Origin of the sequence: Streptococcus sp. k-402 (assembly GCF_013277515.1) — a bacterium.
Classification (GTDB): domain Bacteria; phylum Bacillota; class Bacilli; order Lactobacillales; family Streptococcaceae; genus Streptococcus.
In genome coordinates, this window is the sequence record NZ_VMNB01000001.1 from 87,955 (window position 1) to 113,264 (window position 25,310).

Genomic DNA, 25,310 nt, shown 5'->3' on the forward strand with positions numbered 1-25,310 from the left:
ACTGACGAAGTCAGTAACATATACCTACGACAAGCCGACGCTGACGTGGTTTGAAGAGATTTTTGAAGAGTATTAACGAGGTGGCAGTCCAAGGGCAATGCGGCCGTAGCGACTGATTCGTGTGATTTTCCAAGCGGGCGACCAGGTAACTTCAACCTTGACATCTTCGATACCCTTGATTTGTTTCAGACCTGCCACGATTTCGATAGGCAGGCTTTCGGCGCAATCGCAGGCGGTGTCGGTGAAGGTCATGACAATCTTGCAGAGACCTGTTTCGTCCAGATTGATTTCATAAATCAGCCCTAGATTGTACACATCCAATTCCACATCTGTATCAAAAACCTTCTCTAGTTTTTCGATAATTTGGTCTTGTAAGGCCAAAGCACGGTCATTGATTTTGATATCGTCTCTCATTACAGTCCCTCCACGTGATAAATATCCTCTATTTTCTCATAATTCTGACAATTTGGCAAGTTTTTGATGAATTTTCTGAAAAATATGATAAAATGAAGAAAATACTGAATCAAGGGGAAGCCTATGGAGCAGATTGGAAAAGTCTTTAGACAACTACGAGAGTCAAGAAATATCTCGCTGAGACAAGCAACTGGGGGACAATTTTCGCCGTCTATGTTGTCCCGATTTGAAACAGGTCAGAGTGAGCTTTCGGTGGAAAAGTTTCTATTTGCTCTGGGAAATATATCTGCCAGTGTGGAGGAAATCCTCTTTCTGGCGAGAGGTTTTCAGTATGATACAGATTCTGAGTTGAGAAAAGAAATCATAGATGTCTTGGATCCAAAGAACATAGCTCCGCTTGAGGACTTGTATCGCAGGGAGTATCAAAAGCATGCCCATTCTCAAAACAAACAGAAACATATTCTAAATGCCATTATGATCAAGTCTTATATGAAGAGTATGGATGAAACGGTAGAGTTAACGGCAGAGGAAGGAAAAGTCCTTCATGATTACCTGTTTTCTACTGAGATCTGGGGAATCTATGAACTCAATTTATTTTCAGTCAGTTCACCCTTTTTATCTGTTTCTCTTTTTACTAGATATGTACGAGAAATGGTCCGCAAATCTGATTTTCTAATGGGAATGTCTGGCAATCGAAACCTTTTTCACACTATACTATTGAATGGCTTTTTAGCCAGCATTGAGTGTGAAGAATTTACCAATGCCTCTTATTTTAAACGTGTTATCGAAGAGCATTTCTACAATGAAAATGAAACCTATTTCCGAATTGTCTATTTGTGGGCGGAAGGTCTCCTTGATAGCAAGCAAGGCAGAGTCAAAGAAGGCCAGAAAAAGATGGAGGATGCTGTCCGTATTTTTGAGATGCTTGGTTGTAATAAATCTGCCGAATACTATAGAAAAACTCTCGATTCTTGAATATCTGCAAACTAAGAAAATCATTTGAAATTTTAAGCGATAGAACTGATGGGCTCTCTCGTGTCACTGGAGAAATTCTATCGTTTCTTTTTGCTCATTTCATTTGTTGCATATATTCAAAAGTTTTTTCTCTCAAATTTCCAAGTGCTATACTATAGTCATACTTTACATAAGAACTTCGAACAAGAAGGGAGATTACCTATGAAACTATTGTTCAGAAATCAAGCTTATCGTCTCTTGACTTTGTCACGCTTCTTCAATGCTTTTGGTGCTTCGATTTTCAATCTGGTCTTTATCGTCTATGCATCGACCTTGCAACAAGCCTCTTTTGCGGTTGCCATGGCGAATATTGTCATGATTCTTCCGACTCTCTTTACAGTTTTTGTAGGGATTCGGGCAGATTACACGAGGGACAAGGTCAAATGGATGGTTTATAGTGGTTTGTTTCAGGCGGTTTTATTTTTTCTGGCAGCCCTAGTTGTCCAGCAAGCTAGTCTCTTTGCCTTTTCTAGCCTGTGTTTAATCAATGTCATTAGTGATGTCATCAGTGATTTTGCAGGTGGTTTGCGCATGCCTCTCATTAAAGAAAAAGTAGCTGAAGATGATCTGATGGAGGCTTATTCTTTTTCCCAGTTCATCACCTATATTTCAGCTATTGGTGGTCAAGCTTTTGGAGTCTGGCTCTTAGGTCTATCGGTCAACAATTTTTCTCTCGTTGCGGGAATCAATGCCTGTTTTTTCCTCGTATCAGCTTCTGTTCTCTTTTTAGGAAGAAGCAAATTGAGCCTGTCAATTTCATCTCCTGATGGTGAATCACTAAAAAATGAGAAGCTTCCTATCAAAGACCAGTTCCTAACGATTTATCGAAATTTACGTCTCGTTTTTCTTAAAAGTGGACAGAAAAACTTTGGTTTTATGCTCTTTGCTGTCTTGCTTATCAATGCCTTGGGTGGCGCTTTGGGTGGAATTTATAATATCTTCTTTTTGAGCCATTCTCTCTTGAATTTTTCTTACACAGAGACACTATTTATCAATCAAGTCTGTGTTTTGTTAGCAATCATCATTAGTAGCCTTACGGGCAATGATTATTTTGGGAAGCAGTCTTTGCCTAGATTGATGATGTGGGCTACCGTAGGACTTAGTCTAATTGGTCTGGCTAACGTATTCAATCAAGTCGTACTTGGTTTGCTATTTCTCTTTTTAACTCTGTATGTGTCTGGTAAAGTTCAACCAAAGATTAGTGCCATGCTCATGAAAAATCTAGCTCCAGAGGTTCTAGCTCGTACCAGTAATTTTTTAGGTTTATTGTTTACCTTATCCATACCTGTGGGAACAGCCTGTTTTTCACTTGTAGCTGTATGGAATATACAGTTGACTTGGATGCTATTTGTTGGTCTTTCCTTGCTAGCTATTCTTTTGACAGGTCTTAATCTCAAAAATGATATTTGAATCCTAATTTTTTCTCTCACTGTTTTAATCACTCTATTTATGGTAAAATAAGACTATTAAGTTTAAAGAGGATTCCCTATGAAATTACAAAAACCAAAAGGAACGCAGGATATTTTACCTGCTGAATCTGCCAAATGGCAGTACGTTGAGGGCTTTGCCCGTGAGATTTTCAAGCGCTATAACTATGCAGAAGTGCGCACGCCTATTTTTGAGCATTACGAGGTTATCAGCCGCTCTGTCGGAGATACGACTGATATCGTAACCAAGGAAATGTACGACTTCTATGACAAGGGTGACCGTCATATCACCCTCCGTCCAGAAGGCACAGCGCCCGTTGTCCGTTCCTATGTGGAAAATAAACTCTTCGCCCCAGAAGTGCAAAAGCCAAGTAAGTTCTACTACATGGGACCAATGTTCCGTTATGAGCGTCCACAGGCAGGGCGTTTGCGCCAGTTCCACCAGATTGGTGTTGAGTGTTTTGGATCTAGCAATCCAGCCACCGATGTGGAAACCATCGCGATGGCGGCCCATTTCTTGAAAGAAATCGGCATCCAAGGTGTCAAATTGCACCTCAACACTCTTGGAAATCCTGAGAGCCGTGCGGCCTACCGTCAAGCCTTGATTGACTATTTGACACCGCTCAAGGAGACCTTGTCTAAGGATAGCCAACGTCGCTTGGAGGAAAATCCTCTCCGTGTCTTAGACTCTAAGGAAAAAGAAGACAAGGTGGCTGTAGAGAATGCACCGTCTATCTTGGATTTTCTTGATGAAGAAAGCCAAGCTCACTTTGATGCTGTGCGTCAGATGTTGGAAAATCTGGGAGTAGACTATATCATCGATACCAATATGGTGCGTGGTCTGGACTACTACAACCACACCATTTTCGAGTTCATCACTGAGATTGAGGGCAATGATCTGACAGTCTGTGCGGGTGGTCGCTACGATGGTTTGGTTGCTTACTTTGGAGGCCCTGAAACTGCTGGATTTGGTTTTGGACTTGGTGTAGAGCGTCTGCTTCTCATTCTTGAAAAGCAAGGTGTGGCCCTCCCTATCGAAAACGCCCTAGATGTCTATATCGCAGTCTTGGGTCAAGGAGCAAATGCCAAGGCTTTGGAATTGGTGCAAGCCCTTCGCCAACAAGGATTCAAAGCAGAGCGTGATTACCTCAATCGTAAACTAAAAGCTCAGTTCAAGTCAGCCGATGTCTTTGCGGCTAAGACCCTCATCACCTTAGGAGAGAGTGAAGTCGAAAGCGGACAAGTAACGGTCAAGAATAATCAAACCCGAGAAGAAGTGCAAGTGTCACTTGAGACAATCAACCAAAGCTTCTCAGAAATCTTTGAAAAACTAGGATTTTAATGATAGATAAACCGGTCAGGAACCTATTCCTGACCTTTTTCTTTTGCAAAATGACAAAAATCATAAACTTTTTGACAAATATGATTGTCAAAAAGAAAAAGATGTGTTACAATATAAGCAAGTTAAGAAATAGGAGGGAGCCACATGTGGGTATGGATTTTGTTTCCTTTTCTCGTCTTGATTTATATGAGTCAATCTAAGAAAATCAAGCGGTTAGAGAAGAGGTTAAAGGTAATCGAAAGAAAAGAGAAAGGAAACGCAGAAATGTCGAGATTATTGCAAGAAATGATTGGAAAGAAACCAACAATCATTGGAGAACTATTTGGAACAAATTTTTGGGAAGTTGTGGATGTTGATGAGGAATGGGTCAAGCTACGATATGTAGACAAGACGGGAAAAGAAAAAATCAAGTTGCAACGTATTGAGGATATCCAAACAGTTGAATTTGACGGAGAGTAGGTGTGTAACATGCAACTAAAAAATCGTCTAAAAGAGCTTCGAGCTCGCGATGGCCTCAATCAAACCGAACTAGCCAAGCTAGCAGAGGTTTCCAGACAGACCATTAGCCTACTAGAACGGGATGAGTACACCCCATCCATTATCATTGCCCTGAAAATATCTCAAATTTTCAATGAAACAGTCGAATCGGTATTTCGCTTGGAGGAGGACGAGTGATGAACAAGTTTAAAGTGATTTATTACATGAGTGTTCTTGCTCTTATTGTGAATGCCTTTGCTATGATTGGAACATTACTGGGGTGGTTCTATTTTGTTGAAAGTAAGTATTTGTTTTGGATTAACTTAGTCCTCTTGTCTATTTTCAATCGGTTGAAGAAAAAGGAGAAAAATGATGAACAAGTATAAAGTGATTTATTATGTAGTTGCCATAGCTCTATTAGTCAGCCTGTGTCTACTAATTGGAACAAATCTAGGATGGTTTGATCTCTATTACAGCGACCAATTTATTTGGGCCTACTTTGCTCTTATCCCAGTCGTTGACTGGATTGAAAAGAAATCCAAAAATCTAGCAAGTGAAAAAGGAGAATGAATATGAAAAAGAAAAAGAAACGTGGATTGTTGTTTTTAATGGTTGTTGTCTTGGGATTTTTCTTGGGCATTTTTGTAGGGATGTTTAAGGCTGTTGCCGAATCCCACGGAATTATGTTAGATGTAAAAATCTTGATACCCTGGATATCAGCTATTTGTTTAGTGTTAGGTTTCATTAGCATTCTTTTGACATTCAATTTCTTAAAGAAAAGCAGAAAATTTCATTCCTTGTATCAAGAGGAAATGGATGATGATCTGAATGAAACTTATTATGTGCAAATGTATCGGAATCTCGAGTTTGGAACCATTGCTTTTAATATTGCAAGTGTAGCGATTTTATTGGCTCTTTTCATCTCAGGTAGTGAAGCGGTTGTACTAAATGGAAGCCATATAACCTTATCTCTTTCTTTTTTGGCATTAGTGCTGATTTTCAGTGTTCAAAAATATCTTTTCAAGACGATTTCGATTGTTCGTCAGTTTGATTTGGCATTTTTCTCTATTCCAAAAGATATGTTAGATTATGTAAATTCTTACGATGAAGGAGAACGACAAGCTAATTTGGAACAGAGTTTTCGGATTTTATTTCAATTAAACCAATATGTTTTACCAGGTTTGTATATTTTGATTGATATTGTTTCTGTACTTACGGGAGAAATTCAGTTATTAGGTCTTTTAGCTGTAGCTGTAGTCCATATTTATATCAATGTGATGCAGTTGCCTATGGTAAAACGTTATTTCAAATAAAGGAGTTTCTATGATTCGTGTTGAAAATGTAAGCAAAAGTTTTGGGAGCAAAAAAGCTCTTCATCAGATTTCTTTTGAGATTAAGGAAGGTGAAATCTTTGGTTTTCTTGGCCCTTCTGGCTCAGGTAAAACAACCATGATCAATGTCTTAACAGGTCAGTTGGCTGCAGATCAAGGTAAAACAGTTTTGTTAGGCAAGAATTCTCAAGATTTAACCTCAAATGATTTGGAACAAATTGGTATTGTTAGTGATGGCAGTGGTTTTTATGAAAAGATGAGTCTTTACAAAAATCTTCTCATCTATGCTAAGTTATATGGCCTCAAGGCAGATAGAGTAAATCAGGTGCTCCAACAGGTTGGATTGGCAGATGCTAAAGATATTATCGCAGAAAAGTTATCTACTGGAATGAAACAACGAATGTTCTTGGCTCGTGCCCTTCTGAATGCTCCTAAGATTCTCTTTCTGGATGAGCCAACCAGTGGCTTAGACCCTACAACATCTAAGATGATTCATACCCTACTCCAAGAATTAAAGCAGGCGGGGACAACTATCTTTCTGACCACGCATGATATGAATGAAGCAACTCTGCTTTGTGATCGCTTATCTCTTTTAAATAAGGGAAACTTAATAGAGTATGGAAGTCCGCAAGATATCATCCAGAAGTACCATGTGGATAAGAAAGTACGTGTGGTTTATAATGATGGACGAGAACAGATAGTTCCATTTGAAGAATTGCCACATTTAGACACGACAGATTTGATGGTGGTTCACTCTTGTGAGCCGACTTTAGAAGAAATCTTTATCAGATTAACAGGAGAAAAGTTAGATGTTTAGAAAATTAAATGCCCTACTATGGTTAAGAGTACAAGTTCTTATTAGCAATTCAACTTTGTTGGCGACTTTATTGATGCCTTTTGGTATTGCTGTTGTATATAATGAATTTTTAAATAAGAATGGACAATTGAGCCTAATTTTACTATCTGCTAGCTTGACGATGGTCTTGAGCATGGGAAGTGGTTATATGGTATCGATTATGATGGCAGAAGATAAGGAAAAACGAAATCTTAAATCACTCATTCTAAGTGGTGTGACAGCAACAGAATATACTTTCAGTATGCTCGTTCTCCCTATTCTGATAATGTTGCTTGCTATGATTGCACTTCCCATCTATCTTAGAGTAGATGTATCTGGTTATTTAGTTGCCTACGTTATCTATTTGCTCCTAGCAACGATTAGTATTATTTTTCTCAACCTTCTAATCGGTGCGGTTTCAGATACTCAATCTAAAGCGCAAGTTTATAGTATCTTCCCTATGTTAATTGTCTCTTTTTTACCTATAATTGCTCTTCAAAATGATACGGCTCAGAAAGTGTTAGATTACTCGTTCGTCGGTCCTATTGTAAATCTTTTAAATCAAAAAGGTGGGGAAATATCTTTTTCTAATATTGGTATGTTACTTGCCTGGGTACTTGTGTTAGGAATAGCGAACCTCTTTGTATTGAAAAACAGTTATAAAGCAAGATAGGAGAACTTTATGAAACTACTTAAAAACCTTGGCTGGTTTTTTCTAGCCCTTCTATCCTTTTTATTCATCTATGGCTTCATTCAGGGGCTCGCGACTACTTCGCTTGCCTTAGGCGCTTCACCCTATGCTGTTACCCTACTCTATGTGGCCTTGGCTGGAGTTTATGTGTACGGTATTTACAAATGGTATCAGAAAGGTCCTGTTCGTATTGAGAAGAGTGGCTTCAACCGATTTATTTGGCTTCCTGCCTTGGTTTGGTTCTTATCTCTGGTTGTCCAGTTTTTCTTGCCAGATGATCCTTCAGTAAATCAACAAATAGCGACAGACTTGACCTTGTCTCAACCACTTTTCTCATTCTTTGCTGTCGTTATTTTTGCTCCTTTGACGGAAGAACTCATCTTTAGAGGGATGTTAGCACGCTATCTCTTTCCTAAGCAGGACAATAGTAAACAAACTCTGATTTTTCTTCTGGTGTCCGGTGTTCTGTTTGCCTTGATTCATTTCCCAGGTGATGTGCAACAATTTTTTGTCTATTTTAGCCTTGGTTTTAGTTTGGGCTTGGCTTATATTAGCAAAAAAGGTCTGGTCTACAGTATTTCTCTCCACGCTTTGAATAATTTAGTCGGCTTTTTGATGATACTCATGCTATAATAGAGTCAGGAGGTCACATGAAACGAGTAATTTTATTAGCAGTGATTCAGGCAGTCGTTCTATTTTTCATCATTGGAGCGCTAGCTTATGCCTTTAAGGGCGATTTCTTCTACAACTATCTAGCAGTTGTCTTTGCCCCTATTGCAGGTGTCTTGCGCTTTGGGACAGCTTACACAACGGAAATTGTCTTGCCTCGAAAGGCAGCCGAAATTGCTGAAAAGCGTAAAGCAGGCAAAAATTCAAAATAAAAGAGTCCGGTGAAGTTCATCGGATTTTTGTATTAGCGCTAATTTTTAGGGTTGTCACTTGATTTTTAAAGACTGGCAAACTTTTCTGCTGATTTTCATGAAGAGCCTGCGCTTTTATGGTAAAATAGTAACAGAATAAAAGAGGAGAGAAACAATGAAACGTAGTATGTATGCTGGTCGTGTTCGTGAGGAACACATCGGACAAGAAATGACCTTGAAAGGATGGGTTGGCCGTCGTCGTGACCTTGGTGGTTTGATCTTTATCGACCTTCGTGACCGTGAAGGAATCATGCAGTTGGTTATCAACCCTGAAAAAGTCTCTGCAGAGGTCATGGCAACAGCTGAAAGCCTTCGTAGCGAATTTGTTATCGAGGTGACTGGACAGGTCGCTGCGCGTGAGCAAGCCAATGATAAGTTGCCAACTGGTGCAGTTGAGTTAAACGTGACAGCTCTGACAGTGCTTAATACAGCTAAGACAACACCATTTGAGATTAAGGATGGTATTGAGGCCAATGACGATACGCGTTTGCGTTACCGTTACCTTGACCTTCGTCGTCCAGAAATGTTGGAAAATCTTAAACTTCGTGCTAAGGTGACCCACTCTATCCGTAATTACTTGGATGAGTTGGAGTTTATCGACGTGGAGACACCATTTCTTTCTAAGTCAACGCCTGAAGGGGCGCGTGATTACTTGGTGCCGTCTCGTGTTAATAAAGGGCATTTTTACGCTCTTCCTCAAAGTCCACAAATCACGAAACAACTCTTGATGAATGCTGGTTTTGACCGTTACTACCAAATCGTTAAATGTTTTCGTGATGAGGACTTGCGTGGAGACCGCCAGCCTGAGTTTACCCAGGTCGACTTGGAAACGTCCTTCCTTACTGAGCAAGAAATCCAAGATATTACAGAAGGTTTGATTGCGCGCGTGATGAAGGAAACCAAAGGCATCGAAGTGACACTTCCATTCCCTCGTATGAAATACGATGATGTGATGGCTCTTTATGGTTCTGATAAGCCAGATACCCGTTTTGACATGTTGCTTCAGGACTTGACAGCAGTGGTCAAAGGTGTAGACTTCAAAGTCTTTTCAGAAGCACCTGCTGTAAAAGCCATTGTGGTCAAAGGAGCTGCGGACAACTATTCACGTAAAGACATCGACAAGATGACGGAAGTAGCCAAGCAGTACGGTGCCAAAGGTCTTGCTTGGGTCAAGGTTGTTGATGGAGAATTAAACGGACCAGTTGCTAAGTTCTTGACTGGTATCCAAGCAGAATTGACAACAGCGCTTGCTCTTGAAGATAAAGACTTGGTTCTCTTTGTGGCGGATACGCTTGAAGTGGCCAATGCAACGCTTGGTGCCCTTCGTGGCCGTATTGCCAAAGAGCTTGGTTTGATTGATGGCGATAAATTCAACTTCCTTTGGGTGGTTGACTGGCCAATGTTTGAATGGTCTGAAGAAGAAGGTCGCTACATGAGCGCCCACCATCCGTTCACCCTTCCACAGGAAGAGACTGCTCACGAATTAGAAGGTGATTTGGCTAAGGTTCGTGCCATTGCTTACGATATTGTCTTGAACGGTTATGAGCTTGGTGGTGGTAGCCTTCGTATCAACCAAAAAGACCTTCAAGAACGTATGTTCAAGGCTCTTGGTTTTTCAGCCGAAGAAGCAAATGACCAGTTTGGCTTCCTTCTTGAAGCCATGGACTATGGTTTCCCACCACACGGTGGCTTGGCGATCGGGCTTGACCGATTTGTCATGCTCTTAGCAGGAGAAGAAAATATCCGTGAAGTCATTGCCTTTCCTAAGAACAATAAGGCAAGTGACCCAATGACACAAGCTCCTTCAACAGTAGCTCTCAAACAACTAGAGGAACTCAGCTTACAAGTAGAAGAAGATGAAACAAGCAAAACGAATTAAGCGGTGGCGCTATTATCTGCGCCGCTTTGCTCATCAGATAAAAATTTTACGTGTCTTACAAAGCATCTCTCGCGAAAAATATGATGAGAAGATTTCGGCCTCTCTGGTCTATGGATTTCTATCAGCAGTAGCGGTCAATTTCTTTTTCCAACCAGGGCATGTGTATTCGAGTGGTGCGACAGGTCTGGCACAGATTATCTCTGCCTTGAGTAATCACTGGTTTGGTTTTCATATCCCGATTTCGCTAACCTTCTACGCCATTAACTTCCCTTTGATGGTCTTAGCTTGGTATCAGATTGGCCATAAGTTCACCGTCTTTACATTTATCACGGTGTCTATGAGTTCCTTCTTTATCCAGTTTGTCCCTGTGGCGACTTTGACTGAGGATCCCATTATCAATGCCCTTTTTGGGGGTGTTGTCATGGGCTTGGGGATTGGTTTTGCTCTTCGCAACAATATCTCCAGTGGTGGGACGGATATCGTCAGCCTGACCATTCGCAAGAAAACGGGTAAGAATGTCGGTAGTATTTCTTTCTTGGTAAATGGGACCATCATGCTGATAGCAGGTTTGACCTTTGGTTGGAAATACGCTCTTTACTCTATGATTACCATCTTTGTCTCTAGCCGTGTGACAGACGCCGTCTTTACCAAGCAAAAACGCATGCAGGCCATGATTGTGACCAATCATCCAGACAAGGTAATTGAAAAAATCCATAAAAAATTGCACCGCGGAGCAACCATGATCCACGATGCAGAAGGAACCTATAATCACGAGAGAAAGGCAGTTTTAATCACTGTCATTACACGTGCAGAGTTTAATGAGTTTAAACAGATTATGAAACAGGTGGATCCAGGCGCCTTTGTCTCTGTATCTGAGAATGTTCATATTCTGGGACGGTTCGTTGAAACAGAAAATTAGTGACCAAAAAACCAGCGCGAGCTGGTTTTTATTTTTCGATAATTTTGTGGGCGATCAACTGACGGTAGCAGATTTGTCTATTTTCTTTAGAATCATTGATGATGCAGAGAATAGTTTCTAAAGAAGTGCGTCCGAGGGCTAGGCTATTGATATCTATATAGGCTGCCAAATTGAGCTTGGGATTAACCGAGTCAAAGCTGAGAACAGGGACATCCAGTTGGTGCTTAGCGATGTAGTCACAAACACCTTCAGCTAGGAGGCTATCGGTTGTGATGATGGCATCAATTTGTGGATCGTGCTTGAATAATCGCTTGCTAAATTTATAGCCCTTTTCTTCCAGAAACTCGTCTGCAAAGTAGATGCGATTGGTGTCAGTGGTAAGTTTGTAATATTTAAGCGCCTGTTCATAGCCTGTTAAACGGTCTTTGGTCACGAAGAGCTTTTTACTTCCTCCGATAAAGGCAATGCGTTTGCAGCCTTTTTTGATGAAATATTCAGTCGCATCAAAACCAGCTTGAACATTGTCGTTGTCGACAAGTGGGATGAAAGGAGATAGAGATTTACCTAGGATAAGGAAGGGGAACTGTTCTTCTGCAACGAGTTTTACGAGAGGGTCTTCTTCTTGGGCATAGAGAAAGATTAGCCCATCTACACGCTTGCCGTAGACCATTTGTGAAATAGCGTTGAGACGCTCCTTTTCATCTTTTCCTGTTGCTATCTGAATGGCATAGTGGTTTTCAGATGCGACTTGAGAGATACCACGTAGAACCGATGGAAAGAAAGGATTCTGGTAGAAGGCGTCTGAGTCATCAGGAAGAACCAAACCAATCACCTGAGTATAGCTACTTACCAAGCTGCGAGCATTGAGGTTTGGGTGGTAGTTGAGCTCCTTCATAGCCTTGCGAACGCGTTTTTTTGTTTCGTCGCTAATGGTTGATTTATTTTGAATAACACGGGTTACGGTTGAAGGTGAAACACCAGCAGCCTTGGCCACGTCTTTAATCGTAACGGGCATAAAAATCTCCTATTTATGGTAATCTGGATCACGGAAATGTGTTTTATAAAAGATAGTGACCAGATACAGAACAAAAAGAATGTTTTGTACAGTAATCAGGGTTGACATATTTTGGCCAAATAATCCCAGAATAAGCGTAATCAGAGTCGGCAATCCTAAACAGTTCAAGATAAAATGATAGCACTCTTTAAAGGTTCTAAATGAAAAGAGGCGTGATTTCTTAGTGATATAAAGGAGAAGACTCGCCCCTAGAGAGACGATAAAGAAATTCAAACCAAAGAGGAAGCTGGCACCGAGAACTAGGAAGAGACTGATATAGACACGATTCTGTTGGTACCAGTCTTTAGAAATTGCTTGGGTTAAGCTGTCTTTGCTTTTGAAACTCTCAGTCTCAATCGCTCGGTAAGAGATTCGGGTCAGTTCCTTATTTTCCTTGCTGATGACCAGTTCTTTTGTGTCGAAATGCAGTTGCAAGTCCTTAGGTAACTCCTTACTTTGACTTGGACCGATCACAATAGAAGGGGCTTGACTAGCTGTTCCTGTATAAGTTAATGTGCCATCAACAATTCTAGCATGTTCAGAGAGATCCTGGACAACCTCATCTGTCAGAGGTTCATAGACATTATCGATAAAAGTTTCTAGCGGATAGGTCTCCTGAGAGCTGTTTTGAATGGCAATGGGTACCATAGACAAGCTGATAAGGAAGATACTGGTAAAGAGTAGTTGAAACCAGTTGAGCCCGAAACGTTTGGACAGGGGCTTACGAAATCCCCAAATACTTGAAAAATAGGAAAATGGATATGGAAGCATAGGTATCTTTCTAAAAGGTGTTTTCTATATGAGTATTATTATATAGAGAAATGTGCTTTATTTCAAGTCTAGGAGAAAAATTGCTTGTTGTAAGGATATTACTTACAGTGACAATCGCTAATACTCAATGAAAATCAAAGTGCAAACTAGGAAGCTAGCCGCAGGCTGCTCAAAGCACTGCTTTGAGGTTATAGATAGAACTGACGAAGTCAGCTCAAAATACTGTTTTGAGGTTGCAGATGGAAGCTGACGTGGTTTGAAGCGGTTTTCGAAGAGTATAAAATGAAAAAGGGTGGCGGGGATATATTATCCCTTGTCGCCACCACTTGTAAGTCCTGAAACAAAGTTCTTTTGTAGGAAGAAGAAGAGAATACAGATTGGAAGGGCGATGAGGATAGCACCTGCTGAGAAGTAGGCAATCTTCAAGTTTTTCACATTGCTGACGAAGGTTTGGAGACCTACGGCAACAGTAAAGTATTCTTTCTCACGAAGCAAGAAACTAGAGAGGATGTAGTCTCCAAAAGGTCCCATGAAGGCCCAGAGAGCTTGTACGGCAACCATTGGGCGAACAAGTGGAAGAACAATTTGCCAGAAGCGGCGGAAGTGTCCTGCACCGTCTAGTTTTGCAGATTCGTCTAAAGACATTGGCACTGTATCGAAGTAGCCTTTCATGAGCCAAGCATTCATCGGGATACCACCACCAACGTAGAGGAAGATGAGGAACCAGCTGTGGTTAAGGGCGTTCAACATAAGCGCCATAACGAAGAAGGCTGTCAAAGCGGCCATGGTTGGCACCATTTGGATAATCAAGAAGAAAACCAAACTTTGTTTACGAGCCAAGAAGTTATAACGGCTGTAAGCATAACCAGCAAGTACGATGATACTTGTTTGAACAGCCATGGTAATCAAGGCGATAATCAAAGTGTTGAGGTACCAAGTGCCGTACAAGGTTTCAGTGAAGAGGCCTTTAAAGTTATCAAAATTGAGGTCGATGTTAGTATCTAGTTTAAAGGCTGAGACGTTACCTGCTTTAAAGGCTGACATGATGGTAATCAAAAGTGGATAGATAATGACAATTGATAGACCAATCAGGTAAAGGTAAGTAAGGGTTTGAGTCAGTCTACGTTTGAGTTTAATTGAGTTATTCATCTTAGACGTCCTCCATATCAAATGCGTGTAGTTTCTTGAATGCGATCATAGAGATTGAGATGACAATGATAGAGATAATCAAGGTAACAGCTGCCGCCATTGAGTATTGAGGAGATGTACCTGTTGTCAAACGGTAGATCCATGAGATCAAGATATCGGTTGAACCAGCTCCACCACCGACACTACCAGGTCCTCCACCATTGAAGAGGTACATGATAGAGAAGTTGTTAAAGTTGAAGGTGTATTGACTGATCAAAGTAGGTGCCGCAACAGCCAAGATCATTGGGAAAGTGATGTTGCGGAATTTTTGCCAAGCATTAGCACCGTCAATATAAGCTGCTTCGTAAAGGTCGTTAGGAATAGATTGCAAGATACCTAAAGTCAAAACGTAGATGTATGGGAATCCGAGCCAACCTTGCATCATAATCAAGGCAATCTTAGTCCAAGTAGGGTCTGTTTTCCAAGGGATAAGAGCTCCATCAAGGAAAGGAAGGAATTTAGCCAAGATTGGCAATACTTGAGTGTTGATAGCTCCGACACTATCGTTAAACATGTTTGAGAATGTCAAGATAGTGATGAAGGCTGGGACAGCCCAAGGAAGAAGGAAAATAACACCAAAGATACGTTTTCCTTTGATAAATGGTTGGTTAGCAATGATAGCTGTGAAGATACCAATTACGATTTGTAAAGTAGAAGCTGCCAAAGCCCAGATGATAGTCCAAGAAAGAACAGACCCAAAGGCTGAACGGAAGGTACTCAAGCTCCAGATATTACTAAAGTTTGTCAAACCAACCCAGTCCAACAATTTGTTTGGTGGTAAGTGTTGGAAGTCATAGTTAGTAAAGGCGATCATCAAGGTTACGATAACTGGGAAGATAATCGCAAAAGTCATGGCAACATAAGATGGAATAATCAAGAGGTAAGGGAAGCCATTTTCATAGATTCCTTTGATCATTTCTTTAAAGGTAAGTGCTACTGGAATACCATTGTTAATGTGTTTAGCAGTTGTATGTGCATCTTTGATATTTGCGAAATAAAAGAGTACATAAACGACTACAAAGATTAAATGGAAGGCACCGCGAATCAGCATAAAGAGGGAATTGTCACGACCTGGCTTGTCACCAAGAGTGATGAGGTTGCTCAATTCAGGGGCTGCAAGTGCTAGGAAGTAAAGGACAAATACGATGGTTACACCAAGGAAGATAAAACCTTTGGCTTTTTGTTTATTGTAAATCTGTCCTAACCCAGGAATGATAGACAGCAGGGCTGCTTTACTAGGTTGTTGCTTTTCCATAATAACTCCTTTCATAGGATACCGCTTTTTATAAGAAAGCTAAATTATTTGTGTTTCTATTGATAAATTCAAAGGGGGATTTGATTTCCACCCCCCTTGAACAAATTTGTTATTCACCAAATTTTTGTTTGATTGTTTCTTTAATCAATGTTACAGCATCGTTAGCAGATGTTTTCGCATCTTTTTGACCACTTACAGCATCAAAGAGCATGTTTTTCGCTGGATCCCAAACTGCAGACATTTGAGAGATGTTTGGCAGTGGCTGAGTGCTCTTGAACTGTTTGATAACAGCTGTTGTCAACTCATCGTTTTTACCTTCAGCGTATGAACGAGCTTCAGTATTCGCTGGGATTTCATTAGTCTTATCGTATAAGGCTTTTTGTTGTTCAGTTGAAACAAGGAAGTCTACAAATTTTTGTGCGGCTTCAAGGTTCTTAACGGCTTGAGGGATGACCCAGGCTTTACCACCACCGAATGCAGCATATTCTTTTCCATTTGGAAGAGTTGGGATAGTCGCAACACCGTAGTTTACTTTAGCATCTTTGAAAGCTTGAGCTTTCCAAGGTCCGTCGATGATAGCAGCTGTTTTACCTTCTTGGAAATGAGTTTGGATCAAGTTTCCAGCACCTTCTGTATCTTGCATACCTTTAGGCCATTTTTCATACCAAGATTTAGCGTAGTTGATACCTGCGATAGAACCGTCGTTGGCAAGACCGATGTCTTTAGGATCTTTACCATTTTGACCGAATACGTATCCGCCGTTACCAGCAAGAAGTCCGTATGCATAGTAGAAGTTTGTCCAGTCAGCTAGGAAGGCAGTAGTTTTGCCATCTTCTCCAGCGAAGGCATATTTGCTATCTTTAGCAAGGTTTTCCAAGTCAGCAAATGTTTTTGGAGCATCTTTTACCAAGTCTTTGTTGTAGTACATAACAAGTGACTCGATAACGGCAGGAGCACCGTAAACTTTACCATTAGCAGCGGTTACAAGAGATTTAGTTGTGTCGTCTGTTTTAGCACCATCGCTCAATTTCACTTCTGAAAGTTGTCCGTCAGAACCAAGGCTACCTACACGGTCGTATGGAGCCATCATAATATCAGGGACATTACCAGATTGGTTGTCAAGTGAAAGTTTATCAAGACCTCCTAGAGCATCACCAGTTTTAAGAGTAATTTTTACGCCAGCTTCTTTTTCATAAGCTTTAGCAATCTCTTCAATATAGCTCTTATATCCTTCATCTACATATACAGTGAGTTCTTTGGCTTCAGATGAACCAGAATCAGCAGGCTTATCAGCAGTTTTGCTTCCGCAAGCTACCAAAAGCAAGCTAGCAAGTGTAACAGTTCCAAGCACAGCAGCGCTCTTCGTGAATTTAGATGACATAGTGTATTCCTCCTAAAGAATAACAAGTTTTATTGATAAGGAAGACGCAAACGTTTTCCTTTATGAGCTTAGTATAGCACAAATAGAAAACGGTTGCAAGTGTTTTTGTTAAAAATTTTAAAAAAATTTTAAGCTTGATTTGATAGCATGATTTTGCTTTTTAAATAGAAGAAAAGTGTGAAATAGATAAGAATACAGTATTTTTAATAAAAAATAGATGGAATCTGTCTAAAGAGGGAAATCAGGAGGGGCTATTTCCCTGTTTCTAATCCCTATCTATTTTCTATAGACCTTTGTGCCTCCTTACATCTAAATTCAAGTTTTCTAGGGGATGATTTGTACTTGGTAGACTGTCTCATGAGAGTCAAACTTTAGGATTAGATAGTTTTAAGTTATCTTTGCTAAAATGAGTTAGTCTCCTTAAAAATAATCAAAAAAGTTTTTTAAAAACGCTTGCAATTATGTTTGAAAAGGAGTATAATTATAAGTAACGCAAACGTTTGCGTCTGTTAAAATACGCAACGTTCCATTATTTTAACACATGAGGTGCTATTATGAAAAAACGTCAAAGTGGTGTGTTGATGCACATCTCTTCTCTTCCAGGAGCTTACGGAATCGGATCGTTTGGTCAAAGTGCTTACGACTTCGTTGATTTCTTGGTTCGTACAAAACAACGTTACTGGCAAATCCTTCCATTAGGAACAACTAGTTACGGTGATTCTCCTTACCAATCTTTCTCAGCCTTCGCAGGAAACACTCATTTTATCGATTTAGATATCTTGGTGGAGCAAGGTTTGTTGGAAGCAAGTGACCTTGAAGGAGTTGACTTTGGTAGTGATGCGTCTGAAGTTGACTATGCTAAAATCTACTATGCACGTCGTCCTCTTTTAGAAAAAGCGGTGAAACGTTTCTTTGAAGTCGGAGATGTTAAAGATTTTGAGAAATTTGCTCAAGATAACCAATCATGGCTTGAGCTTTTTGCTGAGTATATGGCTATCAAAGAGCATTTTGACAATCTTGCTTGGACTGAATGGCCAGATGCAGATGCTCGTGCTCGTAAAGATTCATCACTTGAAAGCTACCGTGAGCAATTGGCAGACAAGTTGGTTTACCACCGTGTGACTCAGTACTTCTTCTTCCAACAATGGTTGAAATTGAAAGCTTACGCTAACGACAACCACATCGAAATCGTTGGGGACATGCCAATCTACGTAGCGGAAGATTCAAGCGATATGTGGGCAAATCCACATCTCTTCAAGACAGATGTCAACGGTAAAGCAACTTGCATCGCAGGATGCCCACCAGATGAGTTTTCTGCAACTGGTCAGCTTTGGGGTAACCCAATCTATGACTGGGAAGCAATGGATAAAGACGGCTACAAATGGTGGATTGAACGCTTGCGTGAAAGCTTCAAAATCTATGACATCGTTCGTATCGACCACTTCCGTGGTTTCGAATCTTACTGGGAAATCCCTGCTGGTTCTGATACAGCAGCACCTGGTGAGTGGGTCAAAGGTCCAGGATACAAGCTTTTTGCAGCCGTTAAGGAAGAACTTGGTGAGTTAAACATCATCGCAGAAGACCTTGGTTTCATGACAGATGAAGTTATCGAGTTGCGTGAACGTACTGGCTTCCCAGGAATGAAGATTCTTCAATTTGCCTTCAACCCAGAAGACGAAAGCATCGATAGCCCACACTTGGCACCTGCTAACTCAGTTATGTACACAGGAACTCACGATAACAATACGGTCCTTGGTTGGTACCGTAACGAGATCGATGATGCGACTCGTGAGTACATGGCTCGCTACACTAACCGTAAAGAGTATGAAACAGTGCCACATGCTATGCTTCGTACAGTCTTTTCATCAGTTAGCTTCATGGCAATTGCAACTATGCAAGATTTGCTAGAATTGGATGAGACAGCTCGTATGAACTTCCCATCTACCCTTGGTGGAAACTGGTCTTGGCGTATGACTGAAGAACAATTGACACCAGCTGTTGAGGAAGGTTTGCTTGACTTGACAACAATCTATCGACGAATCAATGAAAATTTGGTAGAATTAAAGAAATAATACAATATCAGGAGACACCTTAAACATGTTATCACTACAAGAATTTGTACAAAATCGTTACAATAAAACCATTGCAGAATGTAGCAATGAAGAGCTTTACCTTGCTCTTCTTAACTACAGCAAGCTTGCAAGTAGCCAAAAACCAGTCAACACTGGTAAGAAAAAAGTTTACTACATCTCAGCTGAGTTCTTGATTGGTAAACTCTTGTCAAACAACTTGATTAACCTTGGTCTTTACGACGATGTCAAAAAAGAACTTGCAGCTGCAGGTAAAGACTTGATCGAAGTTGAAGAAGTTGAATTGGAACCATCTCTTGGTAATGGTGGTTTGGGACGTTTGGCTGCCTGCTTTATCGACTCAATTGCTACTCTTGGTTTGAATGGTGACGGTGTTGGTCTTAACTACCACTTTGGTCTTTTCCAACAAGTTCTTAAAAACAACCAACAAGAAACAATTCCAAATGCATGGTTGACAGAGCAAAACTGGTTGGTTCGCTCAAGCCGTAGCTACCAAGTACCATTTGCAGACTTTACTTTGACATCAACTCTTTATGATATTGATGTACCTGGTTACAAGACAGAAACGAAGAACCGCTTGCGTTTGTTTGACTTGGATTCAGTTGATTCTTCTATTATTAAAGACGGCATCAGCTTTGACAAGACAGACATCGCTCGCAACTTGACTCTCTTCCTTTACCCAGATGATAGTGACCGTCAAGGTGAATTGCTCCGTATCTTCCAACAATACTTCATGGTTTCAAACGGTGCGCAATTGATCATCGACGAAGCAATCGAAAAAGGAAGCAACTTGCATGACCTTGCTGACTACGCAGTTGTCCAAATCAACGATACTCACCCATCAATGGTTATCCCTGAATTGATCCGTCTTTTGACTGTACGTGGTATCGAGCTTGACGAAGCAATCTCAATCGTTCGTAGCATGACTGCCTACACTAACCACACAATCCTTGCTGAAGCCCTTGAAAAATGGCCTCTTGAATTCTTGCAAGAAGTGGTTCCTCACTTGGTACCAATCATCGAAGAATTGGACCGTCGCGTGAAAGCAGAATACAAAGATCCAGCTGTTCAAATTATCGATGAGAGCGGACGTGTTCACATGGCTCACATGGATATCCACTACGGATACAGCGTTAACGGGGTTGCAGCACTTCACACTGAAATCTTGAAGAACTCTGAGTTGAAAGCTTTCTACGACCTTTACCCAGAAAAATTCAACAACAAAACAAACGGTATCACTTTCCGTCGTTGGCTCATGCATGCTAACCCAAGATTGTCTCACTACTTGGATGAGATTCTTGGAGATGGTTGGCACCATGAAGCAGATGAGCTTGAAAAACTTTTGTCTTATGAAGACAAAGCAGCTGTCAAAGAAAAATTGGAAAGCATCAAGGCTCACAACAAACGTAAATTGGCTCGTCACTTGAAAGAACACCAAGGTGTAGAAATCAATCCAAACTCTATCTTTGATATCCAAATCAAACGTCTTCACGAGTACAAACGCCAACAAATGAACGCCTTGTACGTGATCCACAAATACCTTGACATTAAAGCTGGTAACATTCCTGCTCGCCCAATCACAATCTTCTTTGGTGGTAAAGCAGCTCCAGCCTACACAATCGCTCAAGACATCATCCACTTGATCCTTTGCATGTCAGAAGTGATTGCTAACGATCCAGCAGTAGCTCCACACTTGCAAGTAGTTATGGTTGAAAACTACAACGTTACTGCAGCAAGCTTCCTTATCCCAGCATGTGATATTTCAGAACAAATCTCACTTGCTTCTAAAGAAGCTTCAGGTACTGGTAACATGAAATTCATGTTGAACGGAGCTTTGACTCTTGGTACTATGGACGGAGCTAACGTGGAAATCGCTGAGTTGGTTGGCGATGAAAACATCTACATCTTTGGTGAAGATTCAGAAACTGTTATCGATCTTTACGCAAAAGCATCTTACAAATCAAGCGAATTCTACGCTCGTAAAGCTATCAAACCATTGGTTGACTTCATCGTTAGCGATGCAGTTCTTGCAGCTGGAAACAAAGAGCGCTTGGAACGTCTTTACAATGAATTGATCAACAAAGACTGGTTCATGACTCTTCTTGACTTAGAAGACTACATCAAAGTCAAAGAGCAAATGTTGGCTGATTACGAAGACCGTGACGCATGGTTGGATAAAGTCATCGTTAACATTTCTAAAGCAGGATTCTTCTCATCTGACCGTACAATCGCTCAGTATAACGAAGATATCTGGCACTTGAACTAAGATAAAAGATTTATACGAATACATTTTGTAAAAAAGCGAGTTTCGATTGAAATTCGCTTTTTTAAATGCTGTGGATTTTGGTTAATTCTGTCTAAAAATAGGGAAATCCTAGATACAGTGAAGGCTTTAAATGCTGGTTTTTACTGTCTTCAGCTTCAAAATCTACTTAAAAATCACCTCAAATTTCTTGTATTCGCTTACATAAAGTATTATAATATGATTATAGGAAAGAAGGTGTTCTTATGTGGAAAAAATATTTTTCAAAATATAAATGGACTGATTTATTTTGGATACTATTTGTTATTTTGACATGCCTCTTGACGGGTAATAATACTCTTTTCCCCCTTACCCATCAAGAAATCTCTTATCATGGGTGCTTATTGGGAATTACACTTGCCTTATATCACTTGCTATTTATTGATAAGTTTGTTATCTCGAATCGAAAATAAAGATTAGGGCTATGCTTAACTGTGTACTTTTAGAATTTATTTTGGAGGGAAGATTTTGTCTCTATTATTTATTATTTTAAATTTGTTTATCTTGTACAAGATTTATTCTTTGAGGCGGGAAAAATCGAAATACTTGATTTATACGGCCTATATCATATTTGGGGTAAATGTACTATATGGTATTCAATGGTTATTAAAAGAACTGATTTCAACTATTTCCACTTAATATGTATGGAAACTCCAGTGATTTTTGCATAACAAAACGCATAAGATTAAGGTTTTTGAGTACTGACCCCAAAAAGTTAGACAATTAATTTATCCGAAGGATTTAGTTCTGTACTGCACAGGACTAAGTCCTTTTAGTTTTACCTTAATTCGTTTATTGTTGTAGTAATCAATATAGTCTACAATAGCTTGTTCCAATTGCTTAAGCGACTGAAACGACTTCTCATAACCGTAAAACATTTCCGATTTTAAAATGCCAAAGAAAGATTCCATCATACCATTGTCTGGGCTGTTACCTTTACGTGACATAGATGGCTGAATTCCCTTACCTTCAAGAAATTGATGATAAGAATCGTGTTGATATTGCCAGCCGTGGTCACTATGGAGAATCGTATTCTCGTAGTGTTTCTCTGTAAATGCCTGTTCCAACATTGTTTTTACTTGTTCTAAGTTGGGTGAAGTAGACAGATGATAAGCGATAATTTCGCTGTTAAAGCCATCTAAAACTGGTGATAAGTAAAGCTTTTTAGTACTTGCTGGAATGGCAAATTCTGTCACATCCGTATAACACTTTTCCATTGGTCTCGATGCTTCAAACTGGCGTTGAATAAGGTTATCTGCTTTCTTGCCAACATCTCCTTTATGAGAAGAATATTTTCGTTTCTGTCGCATTTTAGCTTGTACATTGAGTACTTTCATTAAGCGTTGAACTCTTTTATGATTTACCAGATAACCACGATTTCTTAGTTCTAAATGAACCCGACGATAACCATAATTTCCCTTGTGTTCGATAAAAATGGATTGAATTTCAGCTTTAAGCTCTTGGTCCTTATCTGGTTTGTCTAGCTGTTTCAAGTGATAGTAGTAGGTCGAACGAGCTAGTTTAATGACTCTTAGAAGAATATCTAACGAAAAATCAGTAATTAGTTCTTGAACAATTTCTGTCTTTCTTCTTTCTCTTTTTCCTCCTTCAATCGGAGTTCTCTCAACTTTTTTAGGATGTCATTCTCAGCTCTCAGGTACTCATTTTCTGCTTGAAGACGTTCTAATTCTGTCCTCTCTTCAGGTCTCGTTTTTGGCTTACGTCCCATTTTAGGTACTCTCCCTCTTGTTTTCTCAACAATAGTATACCCGTTTTTCTTGTATTGTGCTAGCCAATTAAGAAGTATCGTACGACTTGGGAGACCGTATTCAAGAGAAACTCTATCTCTGGTCCAGCCTTCATGTAAGACTTTATGAATCATTTCTTGTTTTAAATCAGGAGAATAGTAACGATTTTTCCCTTTTTTGACGAACTCTATTCCGTAACGATCAATCAATTTAATCATGTACCTAATATTAGAATTATTTATCTCAAATTTATTTGAAAGCTTCTCTAAGCTATATCCTTGTTTTCTAAGTTCATAGATTTGAACTTTATCATCATAAGTTAATTTCATAATAAAAATACCCCAAAAGTTAGATTTTTTCTGTCTAACTTTTGGGGTGCAGTTCATTCACTAAATTACCGTTTTTTATTTGAATTCTATTGCTATTAACTATCTATTATTACCAACAGTACTAATATTATTACTAATTACCCTGAGGCCATCGTTTGTAAATTGACCCAAAACGTCAAATCCGTCATAAATTCCTTTATAAATAAAGAGTCCTAAAATTATAGATGAAATAATAATACTTGCACAAATAAAATATGTATGTTTTTTTTCGTTCATAATATCAATCCTCCTTTTTATTTGTATCCGCTTACATTTTATCATATAATGTTATTGTAGTCAAGAAAATGTGCTATTATGTTAAAAAATATTTTTCAAAATATAAATGGACGGATTTATTTTGGATTTTATTTGTTATTTTGATCTGCCTCTATATAGGTAACCATGATTTGTTTCCTCTCAATCATCAAGAAATCTCGCTTCGAGGGAGTTTCTGGGGATCTGTACTTGCCTTATATCAATTGCTATTTATTGATAAATTTATTATTTCGAATCGAAAATAAATGGAGAAGCTAAAAGCTTTAAATGTTTTAGACTTTTGGGATAGATAGTTTAAAAATTGAAATTTAAAACCGCAGATCTTCTTGAAATGCGGTTTTTTGTGTCAATTATAGTACTTTCCCAACCAGAACCTCAGCCTCAATGGTAATCTCTGTCAGTTGGCTCCAGTCAATCTTGCTCTGGTCGACGTGAAAGAGGAGAGGAGTCATACTGAGTAGGGCTTGGAGCTGCTCTGCTGTGATATGCTTAGTCAGAGAGGTAATTTGGCTAGATAGGATGGTAAAGTGTTCTTGGAAATGATTTTTGATGTCTTGATTAGAATAATCCTTGTTTGTCAGCTGGTTCTGTACCCTTTGACGGATTTCTTTGAGGTGATTTTCAGTTGGAATAACCTTTATCAAGATGCCGTCTTTGGATAAAACGCGACGAAATTCTCCATAGTTTGCAGGTGAGAAGATATCAAGCAGGATATCCATGCTGGCGTCTTTTATAGGAAGTCGTGCCAAGTCGCCTACAAACCAATTGACTGCCCAGTTGGGTTCACTTTTAGCAGCGATTTGGACGGAATCTTTGGAAATATCAAAGGCATAGAAGGTTTTGTCAGGATGACTTTCTTGGAGTTTGCGAGAATAGAATCCTTCACCACAGCCGATATCCAAAATTGTTTTGGCATTTTTTGAGTTTGAAAGTAAATCAGAGATAGCCTCTAAGATGGCCCGATAAAAGCCGGATTCTAGGATTTGTTGCCGATTTTGAAAGTTTTCCTTGTCGTAGTTGACAGATTGCTTGATTTGAGGGGCTAGATTGACATAGCCAAATTTTGCCAGGTCAAAAGAATGGCGATTGTTGCATTTGAGACTGCTCTCTACCAGAGTCAGATTTTCTCGACAGATAGGGCAGGCAAAGGCAGTCGCAGAAGCAAAACGCTGAAGTTTGGGTTTGAGATTTGTATTCATAGTTTAAGTGTATCAAAAGAGGCAAATGAAAGCAACTTTAGGATGATTTGTAATAGAATTAAATAGTAGTATAATTACTTTTCAAAGTGCCAAAATTAAATTGCTTTTATATCGAAATTGCTATATAATAATGATAAGGAGGAAATAAGTATGTTAAAAGAAGTATTAAGCGTCGCAAAAGTTGCGAAAAAATCATCACTCTTTTTGGGTGGTGTCGCATTTGGTACCCTTGGTTTGAAAATCTTGGCAAGTAAGGAAGCTAAAAAAGGTTATTCTAAAGCCTTGGCTAAGGCTTACAAGTTGAAAGACGAGCTAGATGCATCTGTTTCTGTTGTGAAGCAACATGGAGACGATGTCTTGCAAGATGCCAAATATTTGTACGAGCAAGAGAAAAAAGAAGAGCAATTAGATAGCCTTATAGGAGAATAA

Annotated in this window: 28 protein-coding genes; 19 read left to right on the forward strand and 9 right to left on the reverse strand. The window is 39.7% G+C overall.

Annotated features, from left to right (window positions below; genetic code table 11):
- Window positions 1-72: 72 nt before the first annotated feature.
- Window positions 73-414 (reverse strand): metal-sulfur cluster assembly factor, encoded by a 342-nt coding sequence (locus HT724_RS00440; RefSeq protein ID WP_033687487.1) that lies wholly within the window; start codon window positions 412-414, stop codon window positions 73-75.
- Between the two features lie 123 nt (window positions 415-537).
- Between HT724_RS00440 and HT724_RS00445 the strand changes: the two genes are divergently transcribed.
- The 14 genes from HT724_RS00445 (at window position 538) to HT724_RS00510 (ending at window position 11,249) form a co-directional block, all read left to right on the forward strand.
- On the forward strand, window positions 538-1,389 hold the full coding sequence (locus HT724_RS00445) for an Rgg/GadR/MutR family transcriptional regulator (RefSeq protein ID WP_173276589.1): 852 nt from the start codon (window positions 538-540) through the stop codon (window positions 1,387-1,389).
- Between the two features lie 201 nt (window positions 1,390-1,590).
- On the forward strand, window positions 1,591-2,838 hold the full coding sequence (locus tag HT724_RS00450) for a transporter (RefSeq protein WP_173276590.1): 1,248 nt from the start codon (window positions 1,591-1,593) through the stop codon (window positions 2,836-2,838).
- A gap of 78 nt (window positions 2,839-2,916) precedes the next feature.
- Complete coding sequence (gene hisS, locus HT724_RS00455) at window positions 2,917-4,197, forward strand: histidine--tRNA ligase (RefSeq protein WP_173276591.1); 1,281 nt, start codon at window positions 2,917-2,919, stop codon at window positions 4,195-4,197.
- Window positions 4,198-4,341: 144 nt separating this feature from the next.
- Complete coding sequence (locus HT724_RS00460) at window positions 4,342-4,656, forward strand: hypothetical protein (RefSeq protein WP_173253475.1); 315 nt, start codon at window positions 4,342-4,344, stop codon at window positions 4,654-4,656.
- Between the two features lie 9 nt (window positions 4,657-4,665).
- On the forward strand, window positions 4,666-4,872 hold the full coding sequence (locus HT724_RS00465; protein WP_020900531.1) for a helix-turn-helix transcriptional regulator: 207 nt from the start codon (window positions 4,666-4,668) through the stop codon (window positions 4,870-4,872).
- On the forward strand, window positions 4,872-5,060 hold the full coding sequence (locus HT724_RS00470; protein ID WP_173276592.1) for a hypothetical protein: 189 nt from the start codon (window positions 4,872-4,874) through the stop codon (window positions 5,058-5,060). Before HT724_RS00465 ends, HT724_RS00470 begins: the two co-directional genes overlap by 1 nt.
- Window positions 5,047-5,244, forward strand: coding sequence for a hypothetical protein (locus HT724_RS00475; protein ID WP_050253606.1), 198 nt, complete (start codon window positions 5,047-5,049; stop codon window positions 5,242-5,244). The genes HT724_RS00470 and HT724_RS00475 overlap by 14 nt, the downstream gene beginning before the upstream one ends.
- A 2-nt stretch (window positions 5,245-5,246) precedes the next feature.
- Window positions 5,247-5,987, forward strand: a complete 741-nt coding sequence (locus HT724_RS00480) for a DUF3169 family protein (RefSeq protein ID WP_173276593.1) — start codon at window positions 5,247-5,249, stop codon at window positions 5,985-5,987.
- Window positions 5,988-5,997: 10 nt separating this feature from the next.
- Window positions 5,998-6,822 (forward strand): ABC transporter ATP-binding protein, encoded by an 825-nt coding sequence (locus tag HT724_RS00485; RefSeq protein ID WP_138701920.1) that lies wholly within the window; start codon window positions 5,998-6,000, stop codon window positions 6,820-6,822.
- On the forward strand, window positions 6,815-7,513 hold the full coding sequence (locus HT724_RS00490; protein WP_173276594.1) for an ABC transporter permease: 699 nt from the start codon (window positions 6,815-6,817) through the stop codon (window positions 7,511-7,513). The genes HT724_RS00485 and HT724_RS00490 overlap by 8 nt, the downstream gene beginning before the upstream one ends.
- 9 nt (window positions 7,514-7,522) lie before the next feature.
- A complete protein-coding gene (locus tag HT724_RS00495; protein WP_173276595.1) occupies window positions 7,523-8,164 on the forward strand; it encodes a type II CAAX endopeptidase family protein in 642 nt (213 codons plus the stop codon).
- A gap of 17 nt (window positions 8,165-8,181) precedes the next feature.
- Window positions 8,182-8,412, forward strand: coding sequence for a hypothetical protein (locus HT724_RS00500; protein WP_000832184.1), 231 nt, complete (start codon window positions 8,182-8,184; stop codon window positions 8,410-8,412).
- Window positions 8,413-8,566: 154 nt separating this feature from the next.
- Entirely contained in the window at window positions 8,567-10,330 is a 1,764-nt protein-coding gene (gene aspS, locus HT724_RS00505; protein ID WP_173276596.1) for an aspartate--tRNA ligase, read from the forward strand.
- Entirely contained in the window at window positions 10,308-11,249 is a 942-nt protein-coding gene (locus tag HT724_RS00510; protein ID WP_000806276.1) for a YitT family protein, read from the forward strand. Before aspS ends, HT724_RS00510 begins: the two co-directional genes overlap by 23 nt.
- Before the next feature lie 28 nt (window positions 11,250-11,277).
- Here the strand turns inward: HT724_RS00510 and HT724_RS00515 are convergent, their stop codons facing one another.
- The 5 genes from HT724_RS00515 to HT724_RS00535 form a co-directional block, all read right to left on the reverse strand.
- A complete protein-coding gene (locus tag HT724_RS00515) occupies window positions 11,278-12,264 on the reverse strand; it encodes a LacI family DNA-binding transcriptional regulator (protein WP_173276597.1) in 987 nt (328 codons plus the stop codon).
- Window positions 12,265-12,273: 9 nt separating this feature from the next.
- Entirely contained in the window at window positions 12,274-13,074 is an 801-nt protein-coding gene (locus HT724_RS00520) for a DUF1189 domain-containing protein (protein WP_173276598.1), read from the reverse strand.
- A 306-nt stretch (window positions 13,075-13,380) separates the two neighbouring features.
- Window positions 13,381-14,223 (reverse strand): sugar ABC transporter permease, encoded by an 843-nt coding sequence (locus tag HT724_RS00525; protein ID WP_001065647.1) that lies wholly within the window; start codon window positions 14,221-14,223, stop codon window positions 13,381-13,383.
- A 1-nt stretch (window position 14,224) separates the two neighbouring features.
- Entirely contained in the window at window positions 14,225-15,517 is a 1,293-nt protein-coding gene (locus HT724_RS00530; RefSeq protein WP_173276599.1) for a sugar ABC transporter permease, read from the reverse strand.
- 109 nt (window positions 15,518-15,626) lie between these two features.
- The gene (locus HT724_RS00535) at window positions 15,627-16,898 is read right to left on the reverse strand and encodes a maltodextrin ABC transporter substrate-binding protein (RefSeq protein WP_173224770.1); all 1,272 of its coding nucleotides are present in this window, start codon (window positions 16,896-16,898) and stop codon (window positions 15,627-15,629) included.
- A gap of 554 nt (window positions 16,899-17,452) precedes the next feature.
- Here HT724_RS00535 and malQ point away from each other — a divergent pair.
- The 3 genes from malQ to HT724_RS10120 all read left to right on the forward strand — a co-directional run bounded on the left by malQ (window position 17,453) and on the right by HT724_RS10120 (window position 21,703).
- Entirely contained in the window at window positions 17,453-18,970 is a 1,518-nt protein-coding gene (gene malQ, locus HT724_RS00540; protein ID WP_173276600.1) for a 4-alpha-glucanotransferase, read from the forward strand.
- Between the two features lie 25 nt (window positions 18,971-18,995).
- Window positions 18,996-21,254 (forward strand): glycogen/starch/alpha-glucan family phosphorylase, encoded by a 2,259-nt coding sequence (glgP, locus tag HT724_RS00545; RefSeq protein WP_173276601.1) that lies wholly within the window; start codon window positions 18,996-18,998, stop codon window positions 21,252-21,254.
- 242 nt (window positions 21,255-21,496) lie between these two features.
- Entirely contained in the window at window positions 21,497-21,703 is a 207-nt protein-coding gene (locus HT724_RS10120) for a hypothetical protein (protein ID WP_078706315.1), read from the forward strand.
- A gap of 315 nt (window positions 21,704-22,018) precedes the next feature.
- On the opposite strand, the gene HT724_RS00550 is transcribed toward HT724_RS10120, so the two are convergent.
- Both HT724_RS00550 and HT724_RS00555 read right to left on the reverse strand, forming a co-directional pair.
- A protein-coding gene (locus HT724_RS00550; protein ID WP_173276602.1) for an IS3 family transposase occupies window positions 22,019-23,367 on the reverse strand; the annotation gives its coding sequence in 2 pieces (ribosomal slippage) (window positions 22,019-22,926 and window positions 22,926-23,367; 1,350 coding nt in all).
- Window positions 23,368-23,466: 99 nt separating this feature from the next.
- Entirely contained in the window at window positions 23,467-23,643 is a 177-nt protein-coding gene (locus HT724_RS00555) for a hypothetical protein (protein WP_173276603.1), read from the reverse strand.
- 68 nt (window positions 23,644-23,711) lie between these two features.
- On the opposite strand from HT724_RS00555, the gene HT724_RS10450 reads away from it, so the two are divergent.
- Window positions 23,712-23,927 (forward strand): hypothetical protein, encoded by a 216-nt coding sequence (locus HT724_RS10450; protein ID WP_078375516.1) that lies wholly within the window; start codon window positions 23,712-23,714, stop codon window positions 23,925-23,927.
- A 105-nt stretch (window positions 23,928-24,032) separates the two neighbouring features.
- On the opposite strand, the gene HT724_RS00560 is transcribed toward HT724_RS10450, so the two are convergent.
- Window positions 24,033-24,881 carry a putative RNA methyltransferase gene (locus HT724_RS00560; RefSeq protein WP_173276604.1) on the reverse strand — a complete coding sequence of 283 codons (849 nt, stop codon included), beginning with the start codon at window positions 24,879-24,881 and terminating at the stop codon, window positions 24,033-24,035.
- Between the two features lie 150 nt (window positions 24,882-25,031).
- Between HT724_RS00560 and HT724_RS00565 the strand changes: the two genes are divergently transcribed.
- Window positions 25,032-25,310 (forward strand): DUF6110 family protein, encoded by a 279-nt coding sequence (locus HT724_RS00565; protein WP_000910903.1) that lies wholly within the window; start codon window positions 25,032-25,034, stop codon window positions 25,308-25,310.